The sequence below is a fragment of the Azospirillum argentinense genome, assembly GCF_000632475.1.
GTDB classification, from domain to species: Bacteria; Pseudomonadota; Alphaproteobacteria; order Azospirillales; family Azospirillaceae; genus Azospirillum; species Azospirillum baldaniorum.
Genome location: NZ_CP007793.1, coordinates 2532591 through 2551946, shown reverse-complemented (window position 1 = coordinate 2551946; position 19356 = coordinate 2532591). Strand labels below are relative to the sequence as shown.

Below are 19356 nucleotides of genomic sequence, written 5' to 3'. Positions count from 1 at the left end.
CGGCCCCCTCGACCGGCGCCTTTGGCCGGCCTCCTTGGACTGCGTGCGGAGAATTGTTTACAGCCATGGCCAGCCGCAATCCGGTTCGCGACGCGACCTTGCCGCCCTCTGGAAAGGGACCCGCCGGGTTGCCCCCCTCCGGATTGGGGGAGCGGCTGTTCGAGGTGCTGGGGTCGGTGCGTTTCCTCATGAGGGCGTCGGGCGTGGCCTTCATCGTCGTGGTGAATGCGATGATCGCTTACGGCGTCTGGCAGCGCCACACCGAGGCGGTGCAAGGGGCCGAGCGTTCGACCCGCAACCTCGCCCGCATCCTGGAGGAGCAGGCCGTCCGTACGGTGTTCAGCGTGGACCTGCTGCTGTCCGATCTGGTCACCGTCCTGGACACCCACCCGCAGGCGCGCACTGTGGCGGCGCCGTCGGTGAACGCCCTTCTGCGCAACCGCCGCGATGCCATTGGCCCGATCTCCGGCTTGATCGTGGTGGACGAGCAGGGCCGCGTCTTGCACCACTCCGCCGACAGCAGCCCGCCGGCCTTCGATTTGACCAGCCGCCCCTATTTCGCGGCCCACCGGGACGAGGGCGCGTCGGACGGTGGGCTTCACGTCGGCGTGCCGATCCCCAGCATGGCCTTCCCCGGCACCTACGTCATTCCGATGAGCCGCCGCTGGTCCCACCCGGACGGCAGTTTCGCCGGGGTAGTCGTCGCCATGATCAACCCGCTGCGGCTGGGAGCCGGATTCGAGGGGCTGCGGCTGGGGCTGGAGGGCACGGTCACCTTGGCGCTGGCCGACGGCACGGTGCTGATCCACCGCCCGTGGGACGAGGGCCGCCGACGCCTCGCCACGCTGGCCGACTGGCCGGAGGTCGACGCCGCGCTGCGCACGCGGGACGCGGCGACGCTGGACACCGTGCTGCCCACCGATGGGCGCCCCAGCATCGCCAGCGTCCGCCGCGTCGCCGACTACCCCTTCACCGTCGCCGCCACCCTGCCGAAGACCGAGGCGCTGGGCGAATGGAAGCGCGACAGCGCGGTGTGGATCGCCATGGGCCTCGCCATGTCGGTGGTGATCGCCCTGCTCACCTGGTACGTGGAGCGGCAGCAGTCCCGGCGGGAGCAGGACCAGAACCGGCTGGAGCGCGCCTCCCGCCGCATCCGCGGCATCCTGGAATCCATGGTGGACGCGGTGGTGACCATCGACTCGCGCGGCATCATCGAGACCTTCAACCCCGCGGCGGAGCGCATGTTCGGCTATGCCGAGGCGGAGGTGGTGGGGCAGAGCGTCAACATCCTGTTGCCGGAAGGCTTCCGCGCCGGCCACGACCGCTCGATGGCCGAGTATCGCCCGAACGCCGGCTCGCGCATCATCGGCAACGACCGCGAGGTTCTGGCGCTGCGCCGCGACGGCAGCACCTTCCCGATGAATCTGGCGGTCAGCGCGTTGCGGCTGGGCGGGCCGGACGGCGAGGGCGGGCCGGAGGAGAATGGCGCACCGCGGCGCGTCTTTGTCGGCGTCATCCGCGACGTCACCAAGCGCCGGCAGCAGGAGGCCGAGCTTCTCGCCTCCAAGAGCCAGGCGGAAATGGCCAACCGCGCCAAGTCCGAGTTCCTGGCCAACATGAGCCACGAGCTGCGCACGCCGTTGAACGCCATCATCGGCTTCTCGGAAATCCTCGACAGCGAATTCTTCGGCTCGTTGAACGAGCGCCAGAAGTCCTGCGCCAAGGACATTCACGACAGCGGCAAGCATCTGCTCGACATCGTGAACGCCGTGCTCGACATGTCGAAGATCGAGGCGGGCCGCTATGAGCTGTCCGAGGAGGTGATCGACCCCTGCGAAGCGGTGGCCCAGTGCCTGACCATGGTCCGCGACCGCGCCGCCGACAGCGGGGTGGACCTGCGCAACGGCGTGTCGGGCGGCCTTCCCGCCATCTGGGTCGACCGCCGTGCCTTCAAGCAGGTGCTGCTGAACCTGTTGTCCAACGCGGTGAAGTTCACGCCCGACGGCGGCAGCGTCACCCTGGCCGCCCGCGTCGAGGAGGACGGTGCCCTCGCCCTCTCGGTGGCCGACACCGGGATCGGCATCCCGAAGGCGTTCATGGAGCATCTGTTCCAGCCCTTCCGGCAGGCCGACAACTCGGCCAGCCGCCAGTTCGAGGGCACCGGGCTGGGGCTGTCGATCTCCAAGAACTTCATGGAGTTGCACGGCGGCTCGCTGACCTGCGACAGCACGCTCGGCGCGGGGACCATCATGACCTTGCGCCTGCCCGCCGAGCGGGTGATGAAGCCGGAAGACACCGCCGCCCGGATCGCCGCCGCGCTGGTGTGATGCCTGCGAAGGCAGGCGCCCGGCGCCCGGACGGCAAAGAAAAAGGCGCCGCGAGGCGCCTTTTTTGAGGTCCGGGGACCGAAGCCCCCGGTGGCGGGTGCGGAGGACGGTGCCCCCGCATTCCCTTTGTCGGAATCTCAGACGTCCAGCAGCAGGCGCCGCGGGTCCTCGATGTTTTCCTTGATGCGGACGAGGAAGGTCACCGCCTCCTTGCCGTCGATGATGCGGTGGTCGTAGGACAGGGCCAGATACATCATCGGGCGGATTTCGATCTTCCCGTTCACGACGACCGGACGCTCCTGGGTCTTGTGCATGCCCAGGATGGCCGACTGCGGCGGGTTGATGATCGGGGTGGACATCAGCGAGCCGTAGACGCCGCCGTTGGAGATGGTGAAGGTGCCGCCGGTCAGCTCGTCCATCGACAGCTTGCCGTCGCGGCCCTTCTTGCCCAGCTCGCCGATCTTGCCCTCGATCTGGGCGAAGCCGAGCTTGTCGGCGTCGCGGACGATCGGAACCACCAGACCCTGCGGCGTGCCGACGGCGACGCCGATGTCGTAGTAGTTCTTGTAGACGAGGTCCGTGCCGTCGATCTCGGCGTTGACGGCCGGGATTTCCTTCAGCGCCTGGATGGCGGCCTTCACGAAGAAGGACATGAAGCCGAGACGCACCTTGTGGCGCTTCTCGAAGAAGTCCTTGTACTCGTTGCGCAGCGCCATGACGTTGGTCATGTCCACCTCGTTGAAGGTGGTCAGCATGGCGGCGCTGTTCTGGGCCTCCTTCAGACGCTCGGCGATGCGCTGGCGCAGACGGGTCATGCGGACCCGCTCCTCCTGCGCGGCGCGCGGACGGTCGCCCGCGGTGCCGGCGGTCCACTGGTACTTCTGCGGCGCGGCGGCCGGAGCGGCGGAGGGGGCCGCGGCCGGCTTGGCGGCGTGGTCGATCACGTCGCCCTTGGTGATGCGCCCGTCCTTGCCCGTGCCGGCGATCTGCGCGGCGTCGAGGCCCTTCTCGGCGACCAGCTTGCGGGCGGCCGGGCCGGCGTCGGCCAGGGCGGCGTTGCCCGCCGGGGCCGGAGCGGCGGCCGGGGCAGCCGCCGGAGCCGGAGCTGCGGCGGGAGCGGCGGCCTTGGCCGGGGCGGCCACGGCAGCACCGGCCTCGCCCAGCACGCCCAGCAGGGCGCCGACGCCGACGTTGGCGCCGTCGGCGGCGACGATCTCCGCCAGCGTGCCGGCGGATGGGGCGTTCACCTCAAGCGTGACCTTGTCGGTCTCCAGCTCGACCAGCGCCTCGTCGGCGGCGACCGCGTCGCCGACCTTCTTCAGCCAGCGGGCAACGGTCGCCTCGGAGACGGACTCGCCCAGGGTGGGGACCTTGATTTCGGTAGCCATAAGTTCCTCTCGTACTTTCTTGTTCTACGCCTGGGCGTCGAGTCAGCGGATGACGAGCGCGTCTTCCAGAAGCTTCGCCTGCTCCTGGTTGTGACGCTTGAGCAGGCCGGTGGCCGGCGACGCGGAGGCCGGACGGCCGACGTAGCTGGGGCGCGAGGCCTTGTGCTCGATCGAGGTGAGGGCGCCTTCCAGACGGCGGTCGACGAAGGCCCAATAGCCCTGGTTCTCCGGCTCCTCCTGGCACCACACCACCTCGGCGTTCGGGTAGCGGGCGAACTCCTCGGTCAGGGCGGAGCGGGGGAACGGGTAGAGCTGCTCCAGCCGGACCAGCGCCACGTCCTTGATGCCGCGCGCGGTGCGCTCCTGCAGCAGGTCGTAATAGACCTTGCCGGTGCAGACCACGATACGGCGGATCTGCTCGTTCGGCAGCAGGTCCGTCGCCGTCTCGCCGAGCACGCGGCGGAAGTTCGTGCCCTCGGCCAGCTCCGACAGGCTGGAGATGCACAGCTTGTGGCGCAGCAGCGACTTCGGCGTGAACAGCACCAGCGGCTTGCGGAAGGGCCGGCGCATCTGGCGGCGGAAGGCGTGGAACAGGTTCGCCGGGGTCGTCAGGTTGCAGATCTGCCAGTTGTCCTCGGCGGACATCTGCAGGAAGCGCTCCGGACGGGCCGAGGAGTGCTCCGGACCCTGGCCCTCGTAGCCGTGCGGCAGCAGCAGCACGAGGCCGGACATGCGCAGCCACTTCGACTCGCCCGACGAGAGGAACTGGTCGATGATGGTCTGGGCGGTGTTGGCGAAGTCGCCGAACTGCGCTTCCCACAGGGTCAGGCTGTGCGGCTCGGCCAGCGAGTAGCCGTATTCGAAGCCGACCACGGCCGCCTCGGACAGCGGGCTGTCATGGACCTCGAACGGGCCCTGGTCGGGGCGCAGGTGGTTCAGCGGGATGTACTTGTTCTCGTTGTTCTGGTCGTACATCACCGCGTGGCGGTGCGAGAAGGTGCCGCGGCCCGAGTCCTGGCCCGACAGGCGGACGCCGTTGCCCTCGACCAGCAGCGTGCCGTAGGCCAGCGCTTCCGCCGTCGCCCAGTCGATGCCCTCGCCGGTCTCCAGCGACTTCTTCTTGGCCTCGAGCTGGCGGGCGATCTTCGAGTTGATCGCGAAGTCCTTCGGATACTCGCAGAGCTTGTTGCCGACCTCGCGCAGCACGTCGATCGCCACGCCGGTGTTGCCCTTGCGCTCGTCGTCGGTCTTCGCGGCCTCCAGGCCGGACCACTTGCCTTCCAGCCAGTCGGCCTTGTTCGGCTTGAAGGAGTTGGCGGCCTCGAACTCACCCTCCAGCTTCTTCATGAAGTCCTGGATCATCTGATCGGACTCGGCCTGGGTGAGGACATTCTCCTCGACGAGCTGCTTGCCGTACAGCTCCCGCGTGGTCCCGTGGGCGCGGATCTTCTTGTACATCAGCGGCTGGGTGAAGCCCGGCTCGTCGCCCTCGTTGTGGCCGTGGCGGCGGTAGCAGACCATGTCGATCACCACGTCCCGCTTGAACTTCTGGCGGAACTCGGCGGCGATGCGGCTGATGTGGACGACGGACTCGGGGTCGTCGCCGTTGACGTGGAAGATCGGCGCCTGGACCATCTTCGCCATGTCCGAGCAGTAGACGCCGGACCGCGAATAGGTCGGGTTCGTGGTGAAGCCGATCTGGTTGTTGATGATGAAGTGCACGGTGCCGCCGGTGCGGTAGCCGCGCAGCTCCGACAGGCCCAGCGTCTCGGCCACGATGCCCTGGCCGGCGAAGGCGGCGTCGCCGTGGATCAGCACGCCCATGACCTGCTCGCGCTCCAGGTCGTTGCGCTGCGCCTGCTTGGCGCGCACCTTGCCCAGCACGACCGGGTTCACCCATTCCAGGTGGGACGGGTTGGCGGTCAGCGACAGGTGGACGATGTTGCCGTTGAAGTCGCGGTCCGACGAGGTGCCCAGATGGTACTTCACGTCGCCCGAGCCCTGCACGTCCTGCGGGCTGGACGGGTTGCCCTGGAACTCCGAGAAGACCGCGGCGAAGGGCTTGCCCATGAAGTTGGTCAGCATGTTCAGCCGGCCGCGGTGGGCCATGCCGACGACGACCTCCTTGAGGCCGAGCTGTCCGCCGCGCTTCAGGATCTGCTCCAGCGCGGGGATCATCGACTCGCCGCCCTCAAGGCCGAAGCGCTTGGTGCCGGTGTACTTGAGCTGCAGGAACTTCTCGAAGCCCTCGGCGGCGATCAGGCGCTCGTAGATGGCGCGCTTGCCGTTCACCGTGAAGTCGGTGTGGTTGCGCCCACCCTCGATGCGCTCCTGGATCCAGGCCTTCTCTTCGGGGTCCTGGATGTGCATGAACTCGACGCCGATGTTCCCGCAGTAGGTCTTCTGCAGGATCTCCAGGATCTGGCGCAGCGACGCCGTCTCCAAGCCCAGCGAATAGTTCAGGAAGATCGGGCGGTCCATGTCGCCCGGGCCGAAGCCGTAGGTCGCCGGATCGAGTTCCGGGTGCGGCTCGCGCTTCTCGAGACCCAGCGGGTCGAAATGCGCGTTCATGTGGCCGCGCACGCGGTAGACGCGGATGAGCATCAGCGCGCGGATGCTGTCGAGCGTCGCGGCGCGCAGCTGCTGGTGGCTGATGCCGCCATAGACCTGCTGGGCGTGGGCGACGAGGCCGCCGTTGCCGTTGGTCGCGGCCGGGGCGCCGATGCTTTCCAGCGAGGCGGCGATGGGGTCGAGCGCGCCGTTGGCGAGCGTGCCCTCCTCCAGGCTCCAGGACGGGCCGTTCAGCTCGTTCAGGACGGCGCGGGAGTCGTCGTCCAGCTCCCTGAAGAAGCCGTTCCAGCTCGAATCCACCGAGGAGGGGTCCTTCAGGAAGCGCGCGTACAACTCCGCGACATATTCGGCGTTCGAGCCGAACAGGAACGAGGTCTTCTCCAGATTAGCGGACATATGTTTGCCTCGGGCGTTTGCCCGGTTCCCTCAGAGAGTTTTTTTGCTTGTCGCGGGGCTCCGGACGGCCCCTGGATCTCGGGAGAGAAGCCAGGGGCCGCCGGTCCTTCGGCAGTGGGCGGGAATATGGGGTCCCGCCCCCGCTTTATCAGCCCTTGAAGACCTTGAGCATGGTGGAACCCAGGCTCGCGGGGCTGTCGGCGACGGCGATGCCGACGGACTTCATGAACTCGATCTTGAAGTCCGCGGTGTCGTTGCCGCCGGAGATCACCGCACCGGCATGGCCCATGCGGCGGCCCGGAGGCGCGGTGCGTCCGGCGATGAAGCCGACGACCGGCTTCTTGGTCCCGGAGTCGCGGATGAACTCCGCGCCCTTGACCTCGGCGTCGCCGCCGATCTCGCCGATCATGATGATGCCCTCGGTCTCCGGGTCCTTCAGGAACAGCTCCAGGCTGTCCACGAAGTTCGTCCCGTTCACCGGGTCGCCGCCGATGCCGATGCAGGTCGTCTGGCCCAGCCCCGCCGCGGTGGTCTGCGCCACCGCCTCGTAGGTCAGCGTGCCCGAGCGCGAGACGATGCCGATCTTGCCGCGCTTGTGGATGTGGCCGGGCATGATGCCGATCTTGCACTCGTCGGGCGTGATGATGCCCGGGCAGTTCGGCCCGATCAGCCGGGTCTTGGAGTTGCCCAGCGCCCGCTTGACGCGCACCATGTCGAGCACCGGGATGCCCTCGGTGATGCACACCACCAGCGGGATCTCGGCGTCGATCGCCTCCAGGATGGCGTCGGCCGCGAACGGCGGCGGCACGTAGATGACGCTGGCGTTGGCGCCGGTCTTCTCGACCGCGTCGGCCACCGTGTCGAAGACCGGCAGGTCGAGGTGCTTGGTGCCGCCCTTGCCCGGGGTGACGCCGCCGACCATCTTGGTGCCGTAGGCGATCGCCTGCTCGGAATGGAAGGTGCCCTGGGCGCCGGTGAAGCCCTGGCAGATCACCTTCGTGTTCTTATCGACGAGAACAGCCATCTTACGCGGCCTCCTTCACGGCCTTGACCACCTTGTCGGCGGCGTCGGCGAGGTTGTCGGCCGAGAGGATCGGCAGACCGGACTCGCTGAGGATCTTCTTGCCCAGCTCGACGTTCGTACCTTCCAGACGGACGACCAGCGGAACGTGCAGGTGCACCTCGCGGGCCGCCGCGACCACGCCTTCGGCGATGACGTCGCAGCGCATGATGCCGCCGAAGATGTTGACCAGGATGCCTTCGACGTTCGGGTCGGAGAGGATCAGCTTGAAGGCCGCGGTGACGCGCTCCTTCGTGGCGCCGCCGCCGACGTCGAGGAAGTTGGCCGGCTCGCCGCCGTACAGCTTGATGATGTCCATGGTCGCCATCGCCAAGCCGGCGCCGTTGACCATGCAGCCGATGTTGCCGTCCAGTTTGACGTAGTTGAGGCTGTGCTTGGCCGCCTCGATCTCGGCCGGATCTTCCTCGGCCTCGTCGCGCAGCTCCTCGACGTCCTTGTGACGGAACAGGGCGTTGTCGTCGAAGCTCATCTTGGCGTCGAGCGCCAGGATCTCGCCCGAGCCGGTGACGATCAGCGGGTTGATCTCGACGATCGCGCAGTCCAGGTCAACGAAGGCCTGGTAGGCGGCGACGATGAACTTGGCGGCGGCGGAGACCTGCTTGCCCTCGAGGCCCAGCGCGAAGGCGACCTTGCGGGTGTGGTAGCCCTGGATGCCGGTGGCCGGGTCGATGGCGACCTTGACGATCTTCTCCGGCGTGTTGTGGGCGACCTCCTCGATCTCCATGCCGCCCTCGGTGGACGCCATGATGGTGACGCGGCCGGTGGCGCGGTCGGTCAGCATGCCGAGATACAGCTCGCGCTTGATGTCGGCGCCTTCCTCGACGTAGAGGCGCTTGACCTCGCGGCCTTCCGGCCCGGTCTGCTTGGTGACCAGCACGTGGTTCAGCATCTCGCCGGCGTTCTTGCCGACCTCCTCGATGGACTTGACGACGCGGACGCCGCCCTTGCCCTCGGGGTTGTCCTTGAAGCGGCCGGCGCCGCGGCCGCCCGCGTGGATCTGCGACTTCACGACCCACACCGGGCCGCCCAGCTCGCGGGCGACGGTCTCGGCTTCCTGCGGGGTGTAGGCGACGCCGCCGCGGGGCACCGCGACGCCGTACTTCTTCAGCAGGCCTTTGGCCTGATACTCATGGATGTTCATCGGGCGTCCATCTGTTTTTATGGTCGGCTGACAGAGTGTGGTCGGCTGACGATGGGCGAAGATCGGGCAGGCGTTTCCTGCTGGCGGACGCGCCAGGGCACAAGTCTTCGTGAGAACGAGTCCTTCAGGAAGCCTTACGCCGGCTGGCGCGAACGTCCGCGGTCACTGTACCACCCGGCGCGGACGGTTCAACCGTCCGCGCCGGGGCGACAGGGCCGCAGGCCGTCGCGCAGGCAAAAAACAGGCCGCCTTAGGAGGAGGCCTTCTCAGCCTGCTGCTTCTTGACCACCTCGACGAGCTGCTTCACAGCGTCGACCGAGTGATCGAACATCTTCTTCTCTTCCTCGGAGAGATCGATCTCGATGATCTTCTCGACGCCACCGGCGCCGATGATCGTCGGGACGCCGACGTAGAGGTCGTTCTGGCCGTACTGGCCGGTCAGGTAGGCGGCGACCGGAACGACGCGCTTCTGGTCCTTCAGGTAGGACTCGGCCATCTGGATGGCGGAGGCGGCCGGGGCGTAGAAGGCCGAGCCGGTCTTCAGCAGCTTGACGATCTCCGCACCGCCGTCGCGGGTGCGCTGCACGATGGCGTCCAGCTTCTCCTGCGTGGTCCAGCCCATCTTGACCAGATCCGGCAGCGGGATGCCGGCGACGGTCGAGTAGCGCACGAGCGGGACCATGGTGTCGCCGTGGCCGCCCAGCACGAAGGCGGTGACGTCCTCGACCGACACCTTGAACTCGTCGGCCAGGAAGTAGCGGAAGCGGGCCGAGTCGAGCACGCCGGCCATGCCGACGACGCGCTCCGGCGGGAGGCCGGAGGCCTGCTGGAGCACCCACACCATCACGTCCAGCGGGTTCGTGATGACGATGACGAAGGCGTTCGGGGCGTACTTCTTGATGTTCTCGCCGACGGTCTGGCAGACGCCGGTGTTGATGCCGATCAGGTCGTCGCGGCTCATGCCCGGCTTGCGCGGCACGCCGGCGGTGACGATCACCACGTCGGCGCCTTCGATGACCGAATAGTCGTTGCCGCCGCTGAGCTTGGCGTTGAAGCCTTCGACCGGCGAGGTCTCAGCCAGGTCGAGGGCCTTGCCCTCCGGCATGCCTTCGGCGATGTCGAACAGGACGACGTCGCCGAGTTCCTTCTGGGCAGCGAGCAGAGCCAGCGTGCCGCCAATCTGGCCGGCGCCGACGAGCGCAATCTTCTTGCGAGCCATGGAGCGTTTCCCTAAGCGTGAGCGTCCCCCATTCAGCGGAGGACAGAACCGATTGAGTGTAGCGTCCTAGGGGTCCAGCGCCCTGAGATTTCGAGGGCGGTTCCTAGCGCGATTCCGTCCCGAGGGCAAGCGTGACCGCAAGCACGGGACACGGAACTGTGCAATCGATTACGGCGAATGGCCGGAACGGCAAACAGGAATTTGGCGTTGCGGGTGCGGCGCACTATTCTTTGGATAGGTTTTCACGGCCGTTCGGCATGGGGGGAAGAACCATGATTCGCTTTGCACCGGCATTCTGCCTGACCGCGACCCTGGCGCTGGGAAGTGGTGGCGTGGCCTTGGGACAAACCGTCGCAGACTATGAAGCCGCTCTGGCCAAGGCCCCGTTGAACACGGCGGCGGTGACTATGTCGGCAGCCACTGCGGCGGACACCCCGTCGGCCACCGACGTGCTCTATTGCCGGCCCGTGTCGAACTATGTGTACACCTCCGTTCCGCCGGGGGAGCGCAGCGGCATCGTGGTGCCCTTGGTGGCCTTCGACGGGCCGAGCGACCCGGCGACCCTGCGCAAGCGCGCCCTGTGCGAGACCGTGCGCCGGATGGCGGTGATCCAGTTCGATTCCGGGTCGGGCGAGGAGATCGTCACCCCGCCGCAGCTGATCGACACCGACCCGTCGCGCCCGCTGTATCAGAACGATCCGACGCTGGCGCCCGACACGCGGCGCGCCCCGGCCCGCCGGCCGCTGGAAATCCAGTAAGGGACATTTCGGGGACAGCGCTCCGCGGCGTCAGGAACGGACGCCGTAGAGCGCGAGGTGACGGGTCATGTCCGCCGCGGGCAGCGGGTAGTCAGTGCCCTGGCGGGCGTTCAGCACGGCGCGCGGCGGGATGCCGGCGGCACGGACCTGCACCCGCATGGCGCAACGCATCGAATAGCCCGCGCGCCAGACCAGGGCGGTGACGGCGCGGGCATCGCCGGACCGCAGGATGTCGTCCACGATTCCCGGATGGACGGCGGCGCGCAGGGCCAGGGCGGCGCGGACGAAGTCCGTTTCCTCCCAGGACAGGGCGTCGCCCAGCGCCGTCTCGTCCAAGGCGCCCTGCCGGTGCAGGCGGACGGCGCGGCGCCCCGGCGACTCGGCGGGATCGCGCCCTTCGATCCAGGCGACGCGGCGGCGGGTCACGGCGGCGACCTCCGCCGCGGTGACCGCGTCCAGATCGGTGCGGCGGCGCAGCAGGTCGGCCACCGAGTCGTCGACGAACTCCGCCAGCCGCAGGGCCAGCCGTTGCGACAGGGCGGGGCGGCTGGCCAGCTTGGCCTGCCAGTCTGGATGGCCGCCCGACCGCTCCACCAGATCCTCCAGCCGGTCTTCGGGGATGACCGCGCCGTCGTTGTCCAGCAGGACGCCCGTGGCCTCCGCATCGCCCGTGTCGACGATGGCGCAGGACAGCGGCGCGCTGACCGCCGGCCGCCGCGCGATGGCCGACAGTGCCCAGCCCGCGGGGTGGCTGGCGATGATCTCCAGCAGGTCGTCGTCGGTCAGGGTGGCGCAGCAATGGAGGATCGGCTCCGCCACCGAGCGTTCGACATCGCGGGCCAGCGTGCGCGCCACGGCGGGCGGGGCGCAGGCGACGTCCTTCAAAGCCCCGGCCAGCGCTGTCCGCACATGGGCTGCATGATCGCGGGCCAGCCGCTCCAGCGTGCGCAAAGCTGTGGCGGTGGCCTTGTCCTGGCGGTCCGGGGGCAGGTCGGGCAGCAGCCGGCACAGCTTGCGCGCCAGATGCGCGCGGACCCCGGCATCCCCCATCCCGGCCCGCCGCGATTCGACCAGCGCCGTGCCGACGCGGCGGCGGACCGGTTCCGGCGCAGGAGGAGCGGGGGGAGAATCGTCGAACAGATAGCCGAGCAGCTCCGGGTCCACCCCGTTGTCCGCGGAGGAGTCTTCCCGCGGCGCCGAGCGGGCCGCGCCGGGACGGTCGTCCTCTTGATCGGAGTGGGGGGCCTGACGTGGCTGCATCCGGATATCCAACGACGCGCCGGTTAACGGGCCGCTAATGGAGCCGAACTTGTCATCGGCGCCCGCCCTGCGCAACCATACCCTGCGCCGCCAGTCATGCCGGCGGCCAGCCATGTCAAAGCGTCGAAAGGCCGAGGTGGAAAAGAAAAAGGGCCGCAACCCGGTTGGGATGCGGCCTTGAAGAGTTTAGGGAGGAAACGCACTGCAAAAGCAGTAACGGGGCGGATCATAGGCTTTGACCTTGGCGGATGGTAATACCAAGTTGGTATTGGTGCGGTGCGGCGTGCGCATGGCGATGCGGGATTAAAATGTTGTTTGCCCAGCGGGTGGGCAGGATTTCGACCGTTTGCACACATTCGAGCCGCATGGCCGGATGATGGAAATGCAAACGATCAGACCGGGAATATTGTTTGGGACCAGAACGGTAACGGGTGAAGTCTCGCCGAATGCTGAGCGACATCCATCCGGGATCGCTGTGGAACACCGCCTCCCTTGGGTGCGGTTTGTGCGTTCGACGAATTGTTCGTGGGATTGCCGGTCCGCTGGGAAAGCCCTCCCCCGCGGCGGGCCGCAGCGTGGGGGAGGGGAAAGGGAGGCGATGCTCAGGCGGCCAGCTTCTCGCGGATCAGGGCCTTGGTCTCGTCCAGGCCGTAGAGCTGGATGAAGGAGCCCATGCGCGGGCCGGTGGTCTGGCCGAGCAGCACCTCGTAGAGCGCCTGGAACCAAGCGCGCAGCTCGGTGAAGCCGTGCTCCTTGCCGACCGCGAAGACCTCGTTCTGGATGACGTCGCCCGCCGCGTCGGCGGGGATGCCGTCCAAGCGCTTCAGCAGATCCTCCAGCGCGGCGCGCTCGGCGTCGGTGGGGGCGCGGAAGCGCTTCGTCGGCTTCACCTGATCCTGGTAGTAGCGGACGGCGTAGCCGACCAGCTTGTCCAGGAAGGGGCTGTTCTCCGGCGTCGCCTCGGGCGCGTAGCGGCTGATGAAGCCCCACATCACGTCCTTGGTCTCGGCGTTGGCCGCCCCGGCGAGGTTGAGCAGCAGGTTGAAGGACACGTCCGAGCGCACCGCCGGGGCCGTGCCGTTGTGGATGTGCCAGGCCGGGTTCTCCAGCGCCTTGGCCGGTTCCTCCACCGGCAGCTTGGCGACGAAGGCCAGATATTCGTCCACCGCCCGCGGGATCACGTCGAAGTAGAGGCGCTTGGCCGACTTCGGCTTCTGGAACATGTAGAGGGCGAGGCTCTCCGGCGGGGCGTAGGCCAGCCACTCCTCCATGGTCAGGCCGTTGCCCTTGGACTTGGAGATCTTCTGTCCCTTGTCATCCAGGAACAGCTCGTAATTGAAGCCCTGCGGCGGAGTGCCGCCGAGGATGTTGACGATCTTCCCGGCCAGCTCGGCCGACGGGATCAGGTCCTTGCCGTACATCTCGTAATCGACGCCCAGCGCGTACCAGCGCATGCCCCAGTCGGGCTTCCACTGGAGCTTCACATGGCCGCCGGTGACGGGGACCTCGACCTTTTTGCCGTCCTCGTCCTGGAAGACGATGGTGCCGGCGTCCACGTCGCGCTCCAGCACCGGGACCTGCAGCACGCGCCCCGTGGAGGGGGAGACGGGCAGGAACGGGCTGTAGGTCTGCTGGCGCTCCTCGCCCAGCGTCGGCAGCATGACGGCCATGATCTCGTCATAGCGCCGCAGCACGCCGAGCAGCGCCTCGTCGAAGCGGCCCGACTTGTACCAGTCGGTGGAGGACTGGAACTCGTACTCGAAGCCGAAGCTGTCGAGGAAGGCGCGCAGCCGCGCGTTGTTGTGCGCGCCGAAGCTGTCGTGCGTGCCGAACGGGTCGGGGACCTGGGTCAGCGGCTTGCCGAGGCTGGCGGCCACCAGTTCCTTGTTCGGGATGTTGTCCGGGACCTTGCGCAGCCCGTCCATGTCGTCGGAGAAGCAGAACAGCTTCGTCGGGATGTCGCTCATCCGCTGGAAGGCCTGACGGACCATGGTGGTGCGCGCCACCTCGCCGAAGGTGCCGATGTGCGGCAGGCCCGACGGACCGTAGCCGGTCTCGAACAGGACGTAGCCTTTGGCCGGCGGCTCTTTCGCGAAGCGCGCGACGAGTTTGCGCGCCTCCTCGAACGGCCACGCCTTCGCCTGCAACGCCAATTCCCGCTCGCCGGTCATGGTAGAGCCCCTTCAAAACTCGACGGAAGTGTAGAAAGGCAGCGACCCTAGGGCGCAGCGCGCCGTCCGTCAACGGGCGCCGCGCTTGTCCGTCCTACGGTTTGCGCGCATTTCTGGAAGATGATCATCCGTCGAGGACCCGCATGAGCTGGCTGTTTCTGTCCGTCGCCATCGCCTTCGAGATCGTGGGCACCGTCGCCATGAAGATGTCCGACGGCATGACCCGCCTGTGGCCCAGCCTGGCGGTGGTCGCCTGCTATCTGGTGGCCTTCGCGATGCTGGCCCAGGCGCTGCGCGAGATCGAGGTGGGCGTGGCCTACGCCATCTGGTCGGCGGTCGGCACCGCGGCCATCGCGGCGATCGGGATTTGGGTGTTCGGCGAGTCGCTGAACTTCCTGAAGCTGGCGGGGATATTGCTGATCGTCGCTGGGGTGGTCAGCCTCCGGATGTCGGGGGGCGGGGCGTAGATCCTCATGCCCGGATGTCGAGCGCCCTGATCTGGGGAGACGGGCCGGGGCCGGCCGCGACCGCCGGCACGCCGTCGCGGAACAAAGGCATGTCCTTCAGATCCTTGACATAGCCGCCGGTGGCGACGGACTCGGGTGACTTGTCCTTGAGGCGGTCCATCGCGCCCTTGATCATGGCGACCAGCGGGTTCTCGCTGTCGAGATCGTCCGGTTCCCGGCCGCTGCTCCGCATCGTCTGCTCGTAGCCGAACTGGTTGGCGGCGCGTTGAACCGCCCAATTGGCCGGGGCCTTCTCCTCGTCGCTGACGCCCTCCAGGAAGGCGACACCGGCTCGGAAGCGGGCGGCGAGATCGTTGCCCGTCGGGTCCGCGGCCATCATGGCCTGCCCCTGCTGCTGCGACATGATGGATTGGGCGGTGTCCTGCTCGTCTTTGGAGAAGCTGCCGTCGCTGTTGCTGGCGATGGCGAAGAGGGCGCGACGGTCGAGCCCGCCATAGACGGTGTCCCAGCTTTCCTGAGTGGCGTGCATGTAGTCCATCGGCTTGCCGTTCGCGGCCAATTCCGCGTATTTGGCGTCGATGGCCGCCCGCGTGTCCTTGGCGACGGTCGCGAAATCCTTCTTTCCCGCGGTCTGGGTCGCCGTCTGGGTCACCAGGGACGCCTGAGCCGTCTCCGACAGCGTAACGACCGCAGCGGTATCGCGCGCGCCGTCGGAGGGGGGGCCGACGGTTGCTTCTTTCGCTTCCGCCGCGTGCTTGGGAGCGGACGATGTCGTGGTGGACAGAGGGGCTGGTTGCCGGACCGCACCCACCGATGGCTCCATGACGTTCATCTGACGGCTCTCCCGTTGCCGAGGTTTGCCAACGATCGAAGAATGTCGGTTAGCCGAATCACTCCGTCGCCCGGCATGGCATTCAGATCAGATTACCACCGGCTGTATTTGTGGTCGACAAGCAAGTTTTCAGGTTGAAATGCGGCAGTCTAAGATTAGCGCGCGCAATCGGCCAGCCCGTCCCGCTCCACCACCGCCATGCGCCGTTCGATGACCCCCGCCCGCCGCGCCACGTAGGCGCCGGGCGGGTTCGGGGACCAGTTGCGCGGATTGGGCAGGACGACGGCCAGCAGGGCGGCCTCGCGGCGGGTCAGGGCCGATGCCGGCTTCTTGAAATGGTGGCGGGCGGCGGCCTCGGCGCCGTAGACGCCGTCGCCCCACTCCACGATGTTCAAATAGACCTCCAGGATGCGGCTCTTCGGCCACAGCGTCTCGATCAGCAGGGTGAACCACGCCTCGATGCCCTTGCGGGTCCAACTGCGGTCCGGCCAGAGGAAGGCGTTCTTGGCGGTCTGCTGGCTGATCGTGCTGCCGCCGCGCAGGCGCCGGCCCTCCTCGTTGTCTTCGAAGGCGCCTTCGATGGCCGCCCAGTCGAAGCCGCCATGGCCGCAGAACAGCGTGTCCTCCGACGCGATGACCGCGCGGGCGAGGTGGGGAGACATCTGCGACAGGGGCACCCAGTCGTGCGCCAGCCCGGACCCTCCGGCGGCGCGGATCAGCATCAGGGGCGTGGCCGGCACCGGCACCACGCGGTAGAGCGCCACCCAGCCGACGCTGAAGGCCACCAGGGCGACGGCCAGGGCCATCAGGAGTCTCAGCAGACGCCGGACCGGAAACCGCATGCGCTCGACCTCTCCTCTGCGACGCTCAAGGACGGGGGAGCACTTTCGAGGGGGCGGGCCGATCGGTCAACACGGGTTTGCTCGCATTGCGGCGGCGGGGACCACTATACTGCGCGCCATGGATCTGACCTCGGCGCCTTCCCTCCCGTCCTTCAGCCTCGATGACGCGCCGGCCCTGGTCGCCGGCGCGCGGCGCGTGGTCCTGCTGACCGGTGACGGCGAGGTGGAGGAATTGCCGCCCGCCGCCGCGGCGAAGCGGGCGCGCCGCCAGCCGCCGCTGGTCTGCCACGCGCGGGCGATGGCGCGGCGGCTGGGGACGGAGCCCTTCGCCGCCTTCGACCTGCTGGAGCTGTTCGCCTTCGTCCTGCCCGCCCGCTTCTGCGTGCCGACCCCGCGCGGTCTGGCCGAGGCGCTGGACCTGCCGATCCCCGACGGGCTGGAGGACGACGCGCTGGCCCTGCACCGGGCGGTGCGCAAGCTGCTTGGCCTGCTGGGCGCGCCGGGGCGGGAGGAGGCGTCCGACCCCGTGGCCTTCGCCTGGGAGATGGGGCGCGCCGGCTGGCTGTGGGCGCCCGCCGTTCTGGCCGCGCTGGGCAAGCCGGACGGGCCGGAAAAGGGCGCCGCCCGCGCCGGCCTGCGCGTCTGGACCCGCATCAAGGAGTGGCAGGACGGCCCGCCCGAGCCGCCGCCCGCCCACCACCCGGTGGAGCCGGACGAGGCGCGCCGCCGGCTGTCGGTGATGCTGTCGGCCAGCGTGCCCGGCAAGGTGGCCGAGCCGCGCCCGCAGCAGGCCGACTACGCCAGCGCGGTGTCCGCCGCCTTCGCCCCGCGCCCCGCCCCCGACACGCCGAACGTCGTGCTGGCGGAGGCCGGAACGGGCGTCGGCAAGACGCTGGGCTATCTGGCGCCGGCCACGGTGTGGGCGGAGAAGAACGGCGGCACAGTGTGGATCTCCACCTACACCCGCAACCTCCAGCACCAGATCGACGCGGAGCTGGACCGCCTCTACCCCGAGCCGGCGACCAAGGCGCGCAAGGTCGTGCTGCGCAAGGGCCGGGAAAATTACCTGTGCCTGCTGAACCTGGAGGAGGCGGTGCGCGGCATGCCGATGCAGCCGCACCACGCCATCGGCGTGGGGCTGATGGCGCGCTGGGCCGCGGCGACCCGCGACGGCGACCTGACCGGCGGCGACTTTCCCGGCTGGCTGGTCGACATCGCCGGGCGCGGGCGGACGCTGGGCCTCGCCGACCGGCGGGGCGAGTGCATCTACTCCGCCTGCGACCATTACGCCCGCTGCTACATCGAGAAGAGCGTGCGCCGCGCCCGCAAGGCCGACGTGGTGATCGCCAACCACGCGCTGGTCATGGTGCAGGCGGCCCTCGGCGGCGGCGAGGAGCCGACGCTGCCCACGCGCTACGTCTTCGACGAGGGGCACCATGTCTTCGACGCGGCGGACAGCGCCTTCGCCGGGCATCTGACCGGGCGCGAGACGCAGGAGTTGCGGCGCTGGCTGCTGGGGGCGGAGGAGACGGGGCGCAGCCGCGCCCGCGGGCTGAAGCGCCGCATCGAGGATCTGGTCGCCAGCGACGAACCGGCGCAGGAGCTGATGGACGCGGTGATGCTGGGCGCCCGCGTCCTGCCGGCGGAGGGTTGGGCGGCGCGGCTGTCCGCCGACAACCCGCAGGGGCCGACCGAGGCCTTCCTGCTCGCCGCGCGGCGGCAGGTCTATTCGCGCACGGCGGGGCAGGGCGGCCCCTACAGCCTGGAGGCCGACAAGGCCTACCCGGTGGACGGGCTGCTCGACGCCGCGGAGGCATTGGAGGCGGCGCTGGTCCGGCTGGCGGAGCCGCTGGCCGGGCTGGCCAAGCGGCTGGCGGCAAGGCTGGAGGACGAGACGGCGGAGCTGGACAGCGACCAGCGGCGGCGAATCGACGCCATGGCGCGCAGCCTGACCCGGCGCGGCGTCCTGACGGTCGAGGCGTGGCGGGCCATGCTGAAGACCCTGCCGGTGGAGACGCCGGCGCAGTTCGTGGACTGGTTCGCGGTGGAGCGGATCGACGGGCGCGACGTCGACGTCGGGCTCTACCGCCACTGGATCGACCCGACCGTGCCCTTTGCCGAGGCGCTGGCCGGGCCGGCGCACGGCATGGTGGTCACCTCCGCCACGCTGACCGACGGCACCGGCGACACTGCCATGGACTGGCAGGCGGCGGAGGACCGCTGCGGCGCCAGCCATTTGCCGAAGCCGGCGCTGCGCGCCCAGGTGCCGTCGCCCTTCGACTATCCCAACCGCACGCGGGTGATGGTGGTCACCGACGTGCGCAAGGACGATCTGGGGCAGGTGGCGTCGGCCTACCGCACGCTGTTCCAGGCGGCGGGCGGCGGGGGCTTGGGGCTGTTCACCGCGATCAGCCGGCTGCGCGCCGTCTATGACCGCATCGTGGAGCCGCTGGACGCCACCGGCATCCCGCTCTACGCCCAGCATGTCGACCCGCTGGACGTGGCGACCCTGATCGACATCTTCCGGGGGGAGGAGCACGCCTGCCTGCTCGGCACCGACGCGGTGCGTGACGGGGTGGACGTGCCGGGCCGCAGCTTGCGGCTGATCGTGTTCGACCGGGTGCCCTGGCCGCGCCCCGACATCCTGCACCGCGCCCGGCGCGACGCCTTCGGGCGGCGGCGCTACGAGGACATGATCGCGCGGTTGCGGCTGAAGCAGGCTTTCGGCCGGCTGGTGCGACGGGCCGACGACACCGGGGTGTTCGTTCTGCTCGACCCGATGATGCCGAGCCGCCTGTTCGGCGCCTTCCCCGAGGGGGTGGAGGTCCGCCGCGTCGGCATCAAGGAGGCGGTGGAGGCGACGGCGGAGTTCCTGCGGGGCTGGTGAGGCCCCGCAGGAACCG

At 68.8% G+C, this 19356-nt stretch carries 14 protein-coding genes; 4 read left to right on the top strand and 10 right to left on the bottom strand.

From position 1 onward, the window contains the following. The first annotated feature begins 65 nt into the window (after window positions 1-65). The gene (locus tag ABAZ39_RS11965; protein WP_038529620.1) at window positions 66-2327 is read left to right on the top strand and encodes an ATP-binding protein; all 2262 of its coding nucleotides are present in this window, start codon (window positions 66-68) and stop codon (window positions 2325-2327) included. Between the two features lie 137 nt (window positions 2328-2464). On the opposite strand, the gene odhB is transcribed toward ABAZ39_RS11965, so the two are convergent. From odhB to mdh, 5 genes are all read right to left on the bottom strand, one after another. Further along, window positions 2465-3715 carry a 2-oxoglutarate dehydrogenase complex dihydrolipoyllysine-residue succinyltransferase gene (odhB, locus tag ABAZ39_RS11960; RefSeq protein ID WP_038529618.1) on the bottom strand — a complete coding sequence of 417 codons (1251 nt, stop codon included), beginning with the start codon at window positions 3713-3715 and terminating at the stop codon, window positions 2465-2467. A gap of 42 nt (window positions 3716-3757) precedes the next feature. After that, the gene (locus ABAZ39_RS11955) at window positions 3758-6682 is read right to left on the bottom strand and encodes a 2-oxoglutarate dehydrogenase E1 component (protein ID WP_038529616.1); all 2925 of its coding nucleotides are present in this window, start codon (window positions 6680-6682) and stop codon (window positions 3758-3760) included. Between the two features lie 148 nt (window positions 6683-6830). Then, window positions 6831-7706 (bottom strand): succinate--CoA ligase subunit alpha, encoded by an 876-nt coding sequence (gene sucD / locus ABAZ39_RS11950; protein ID WP_014241630.1) that lies wholly within the window; start codon window positions 7704-7706, stop codon window positions 6831-6833. Window position 7707: 1 nt separating this feature from the next. Beyond that, entirely contained in the window at window positions 7708-8904 is a 1197-nt protein-coding gene (sucC, locus tag ABAZ39_RS11945) for an ADP-forming succinate--CoA ligase subunit beta (RefSeq protein WP_038529614.1), read from the bottom strand. Window positions 8905-9154: 250 nt separating this feature from the next. After that, window positions 9155-10123, bottom strand: a complete 969-nt coding sequence (gene mdh, locus ABAZ39_RS11940; RefSeq protein ID WP_038529612.1) for a malate dehydrogenase — start codon at window positions 10121-10123, stop codon at window positions 9155-9157. Between the two features lie 272 nt (window positions 10124-10395). Between mdh and ABAZ39_RS11935 the strand changes: the two genes are divergently transcribed. After that, a complete protein-coding gene (locus ABAZ39_RS11935; protein WP_051657979.1) occupies window positions 10396-10881 on the top strand; it encodes a hypothetical protein in 486 nt (161 codons plus the stop codon). 30 nt (window positions 10882-10911) lie between these two features. Here ABAZ39_RS11935 and ABAZ39_RS11930 read toward each other — a convergent pair whose 3' ends face one another. The 3 genes from ABAZ39_RS11930 to ABAZ39_RS11925 all read right to left on the bottom strand — a co-directional run bounded on the left by ABAZ39_RS11930 (window position 10912) and on the right by ABAZ39_RS11925 (window position 14312). Next, a complete protein-coding gene (locus ABAZ39_RS11930; protein ID WP_038529610.1) occupies window positions 10912-12141 on the bottom strand; it encodes a DUF2336 domain-containing protein in 1230 nt (409 codons plus the stop codon). 226 nt (window positions 12142-12367) lie between these two features. Then, window positions 12368-12625, bottom strand: coding sequence for a hypothetical protein (locus tag ABAZ39_RS35565; protein ID WP_144243524.1), 258 nt, complete (start codon window positions 12623-12625; stop codon window positions 12368-12370). A 118-nt stretch (window positions 12626-12743) separates the two neighbouring features. After that, complete coding sequence (locus ABAZ39_RS11925; RefSeq protein ID WP_038529608.1) at window positions 12744-14312, bottom strand: lysine--tRNA ligase; 1569 nt, start codon at window positions 14310-14312, stop codon at window positions 12744-12746. 143 nt (window positions 14313-14455) lie between these two features. On the opposite strand from ABAZ39_RS11925, the gene ABAZ39_RS11920 reads away from it, so the two are divergent. Next, complete coding sequence (locus ABAZ39_RS11920; RefSeq protein WP_038529606.1) at window positions 14456-14779, top strand: DMT family transporter; 324 nt, start codon at window positions 14456-14458, stop codon at window positions 14777-14779. Between the two features lie 4 nt (window positions 14780-14783). Here ABAZ39_RS11920 and ABAZ39_RS11915 read toward each other — a convergent pair whose 3' ends face one another. Both ABAZ39_RS11915 and mtgA read right to left on the bottom strand, forming a co-directional pair. Further along, window positions 14784-15431, bottom strand: a complete 648-nt coding sequence (locus ABAZ39_RS11915) for a hypothetical protein (RefSeq protein WP_247881582.1) — start codon at window positions 15429-15431, stop codon at window positions 14784-14786. A 335-nt stretch (window positions 15432-15766) separates the two neighbouring features. Next, a complete protein-coding gene (gene mtgA / locus ABAZ39_RS11910; RefSeq protein WP_038529602.1) occupies window positions 15767-16453 on the bottom strand; it encodes a monofunctional biosynthetic peptidoglycan transglycosylase in 687 nt (228 codons plus the stop codon). Window positions 16454-16571: 118 nt separating this feature from the next. Here mtgA and ABAZ39_RS11905 point away from each other — a divergent pair, with 118 nt between their 5' ends. Beyond that, window positions 16572-19340 (top strand): ATP-dependent DNA helicase, encoded by a 2769-nt coding sequence (locus ABAZ39_RS11905; RefSeq protein ID WP_038529600.1) that lies wholly within the window; start codon window positions 16572-16574, stop codon window positions 19338-19340. Window positions 19341-19356 lie beyond the last annotated feature (16 nt).

Bases quoted from the DNA above. Each gene is read 5' to 3' on its own strand.
- ABAZ39_RS11965 (WP_038529620.1), top strand. From the start codon at position 66: ATGGCCAGCCGCAATCCGGTTCGCGACGCGACCTTGCCGCCCTCTGGA.
- odhB (WP_038529618.1), bottom strand. From the start codon at position 3,715: ATGGCTACCGAAATCAAGGTCCCCACCCTGGGCGAGTCCGTCTCCGAG.
- ABAZ39_RS11955 (WP_038529616.1), bottom strand. From the start codon at position 6,682: ATGTCCGCTAATCTGGAGAAGACCTCGTTCCTGTTCGGCTCGAACGCC.
- sucD (WP_014241630.1), bottom strand. From the start codon at position 7,706: ATGGCTGTTCTCGTCGATAAGAACACGAAGGTGATCTGCCAGGGCTTC.
- sucC (WP_038529614.1), bottom strand. From the start codon at position 8,904: ATGAACATCCATGAGTATCAGGCCAAAGGCCTGCTGAAGAAGTACGGC.
- mdh (WP_038529612.1), bottom strand. From the start codon at position 10,123: ATGGCTCGCAAGAAGATTGCGCTCGTCGGCGCCGGCCAGATTGGCGGC.
- ABAZ39_RS11935 (WP_051657979.1), top strand. From the start codon at position 10,396: ATGATTCGCTTTGCACCGGCATTCTGCCTGACCGCGACCCTGGCGCTG.
- ABAZ39_RS11930 (WP_038529610.1), bottom strand. From the start codon at position 12,141: ATGCAGCCACGTCAGGCCCCCCACTCCGATCAAGAGGACGACCGTCCC.
- ABAZ39_RS11925 (WP_038529608.1), bottom strand. From the start codon at position 14,312: ATGACCGGCGAGCGGGAATTGGCGTTGCAGGCGAAGGCGTGGCCGTTC.
- ABAZ39_RS11920 (WP_038529606.1), top strand. From the start codon at position 14,456: ATGAGCTGGCTGTTTCTGTCCGTCGCCATCGCCTTCGAGATCGTGGGC.
- mtgA (WP_038529602.1), bottom strand. From the start codon at position 16,453: ATGCGGTTTCCGGTCCGGCGTCTGCTGAGACTCCTGATGGCCCTGGCC.
- ABAZ39_RS11905 (WP_038529600.1), top strand. From the start codon at position 16,572: ATGGATCTGACCTCGGCGCCTTCCCTCCCGTCCTTCAGCCTCGATGAC.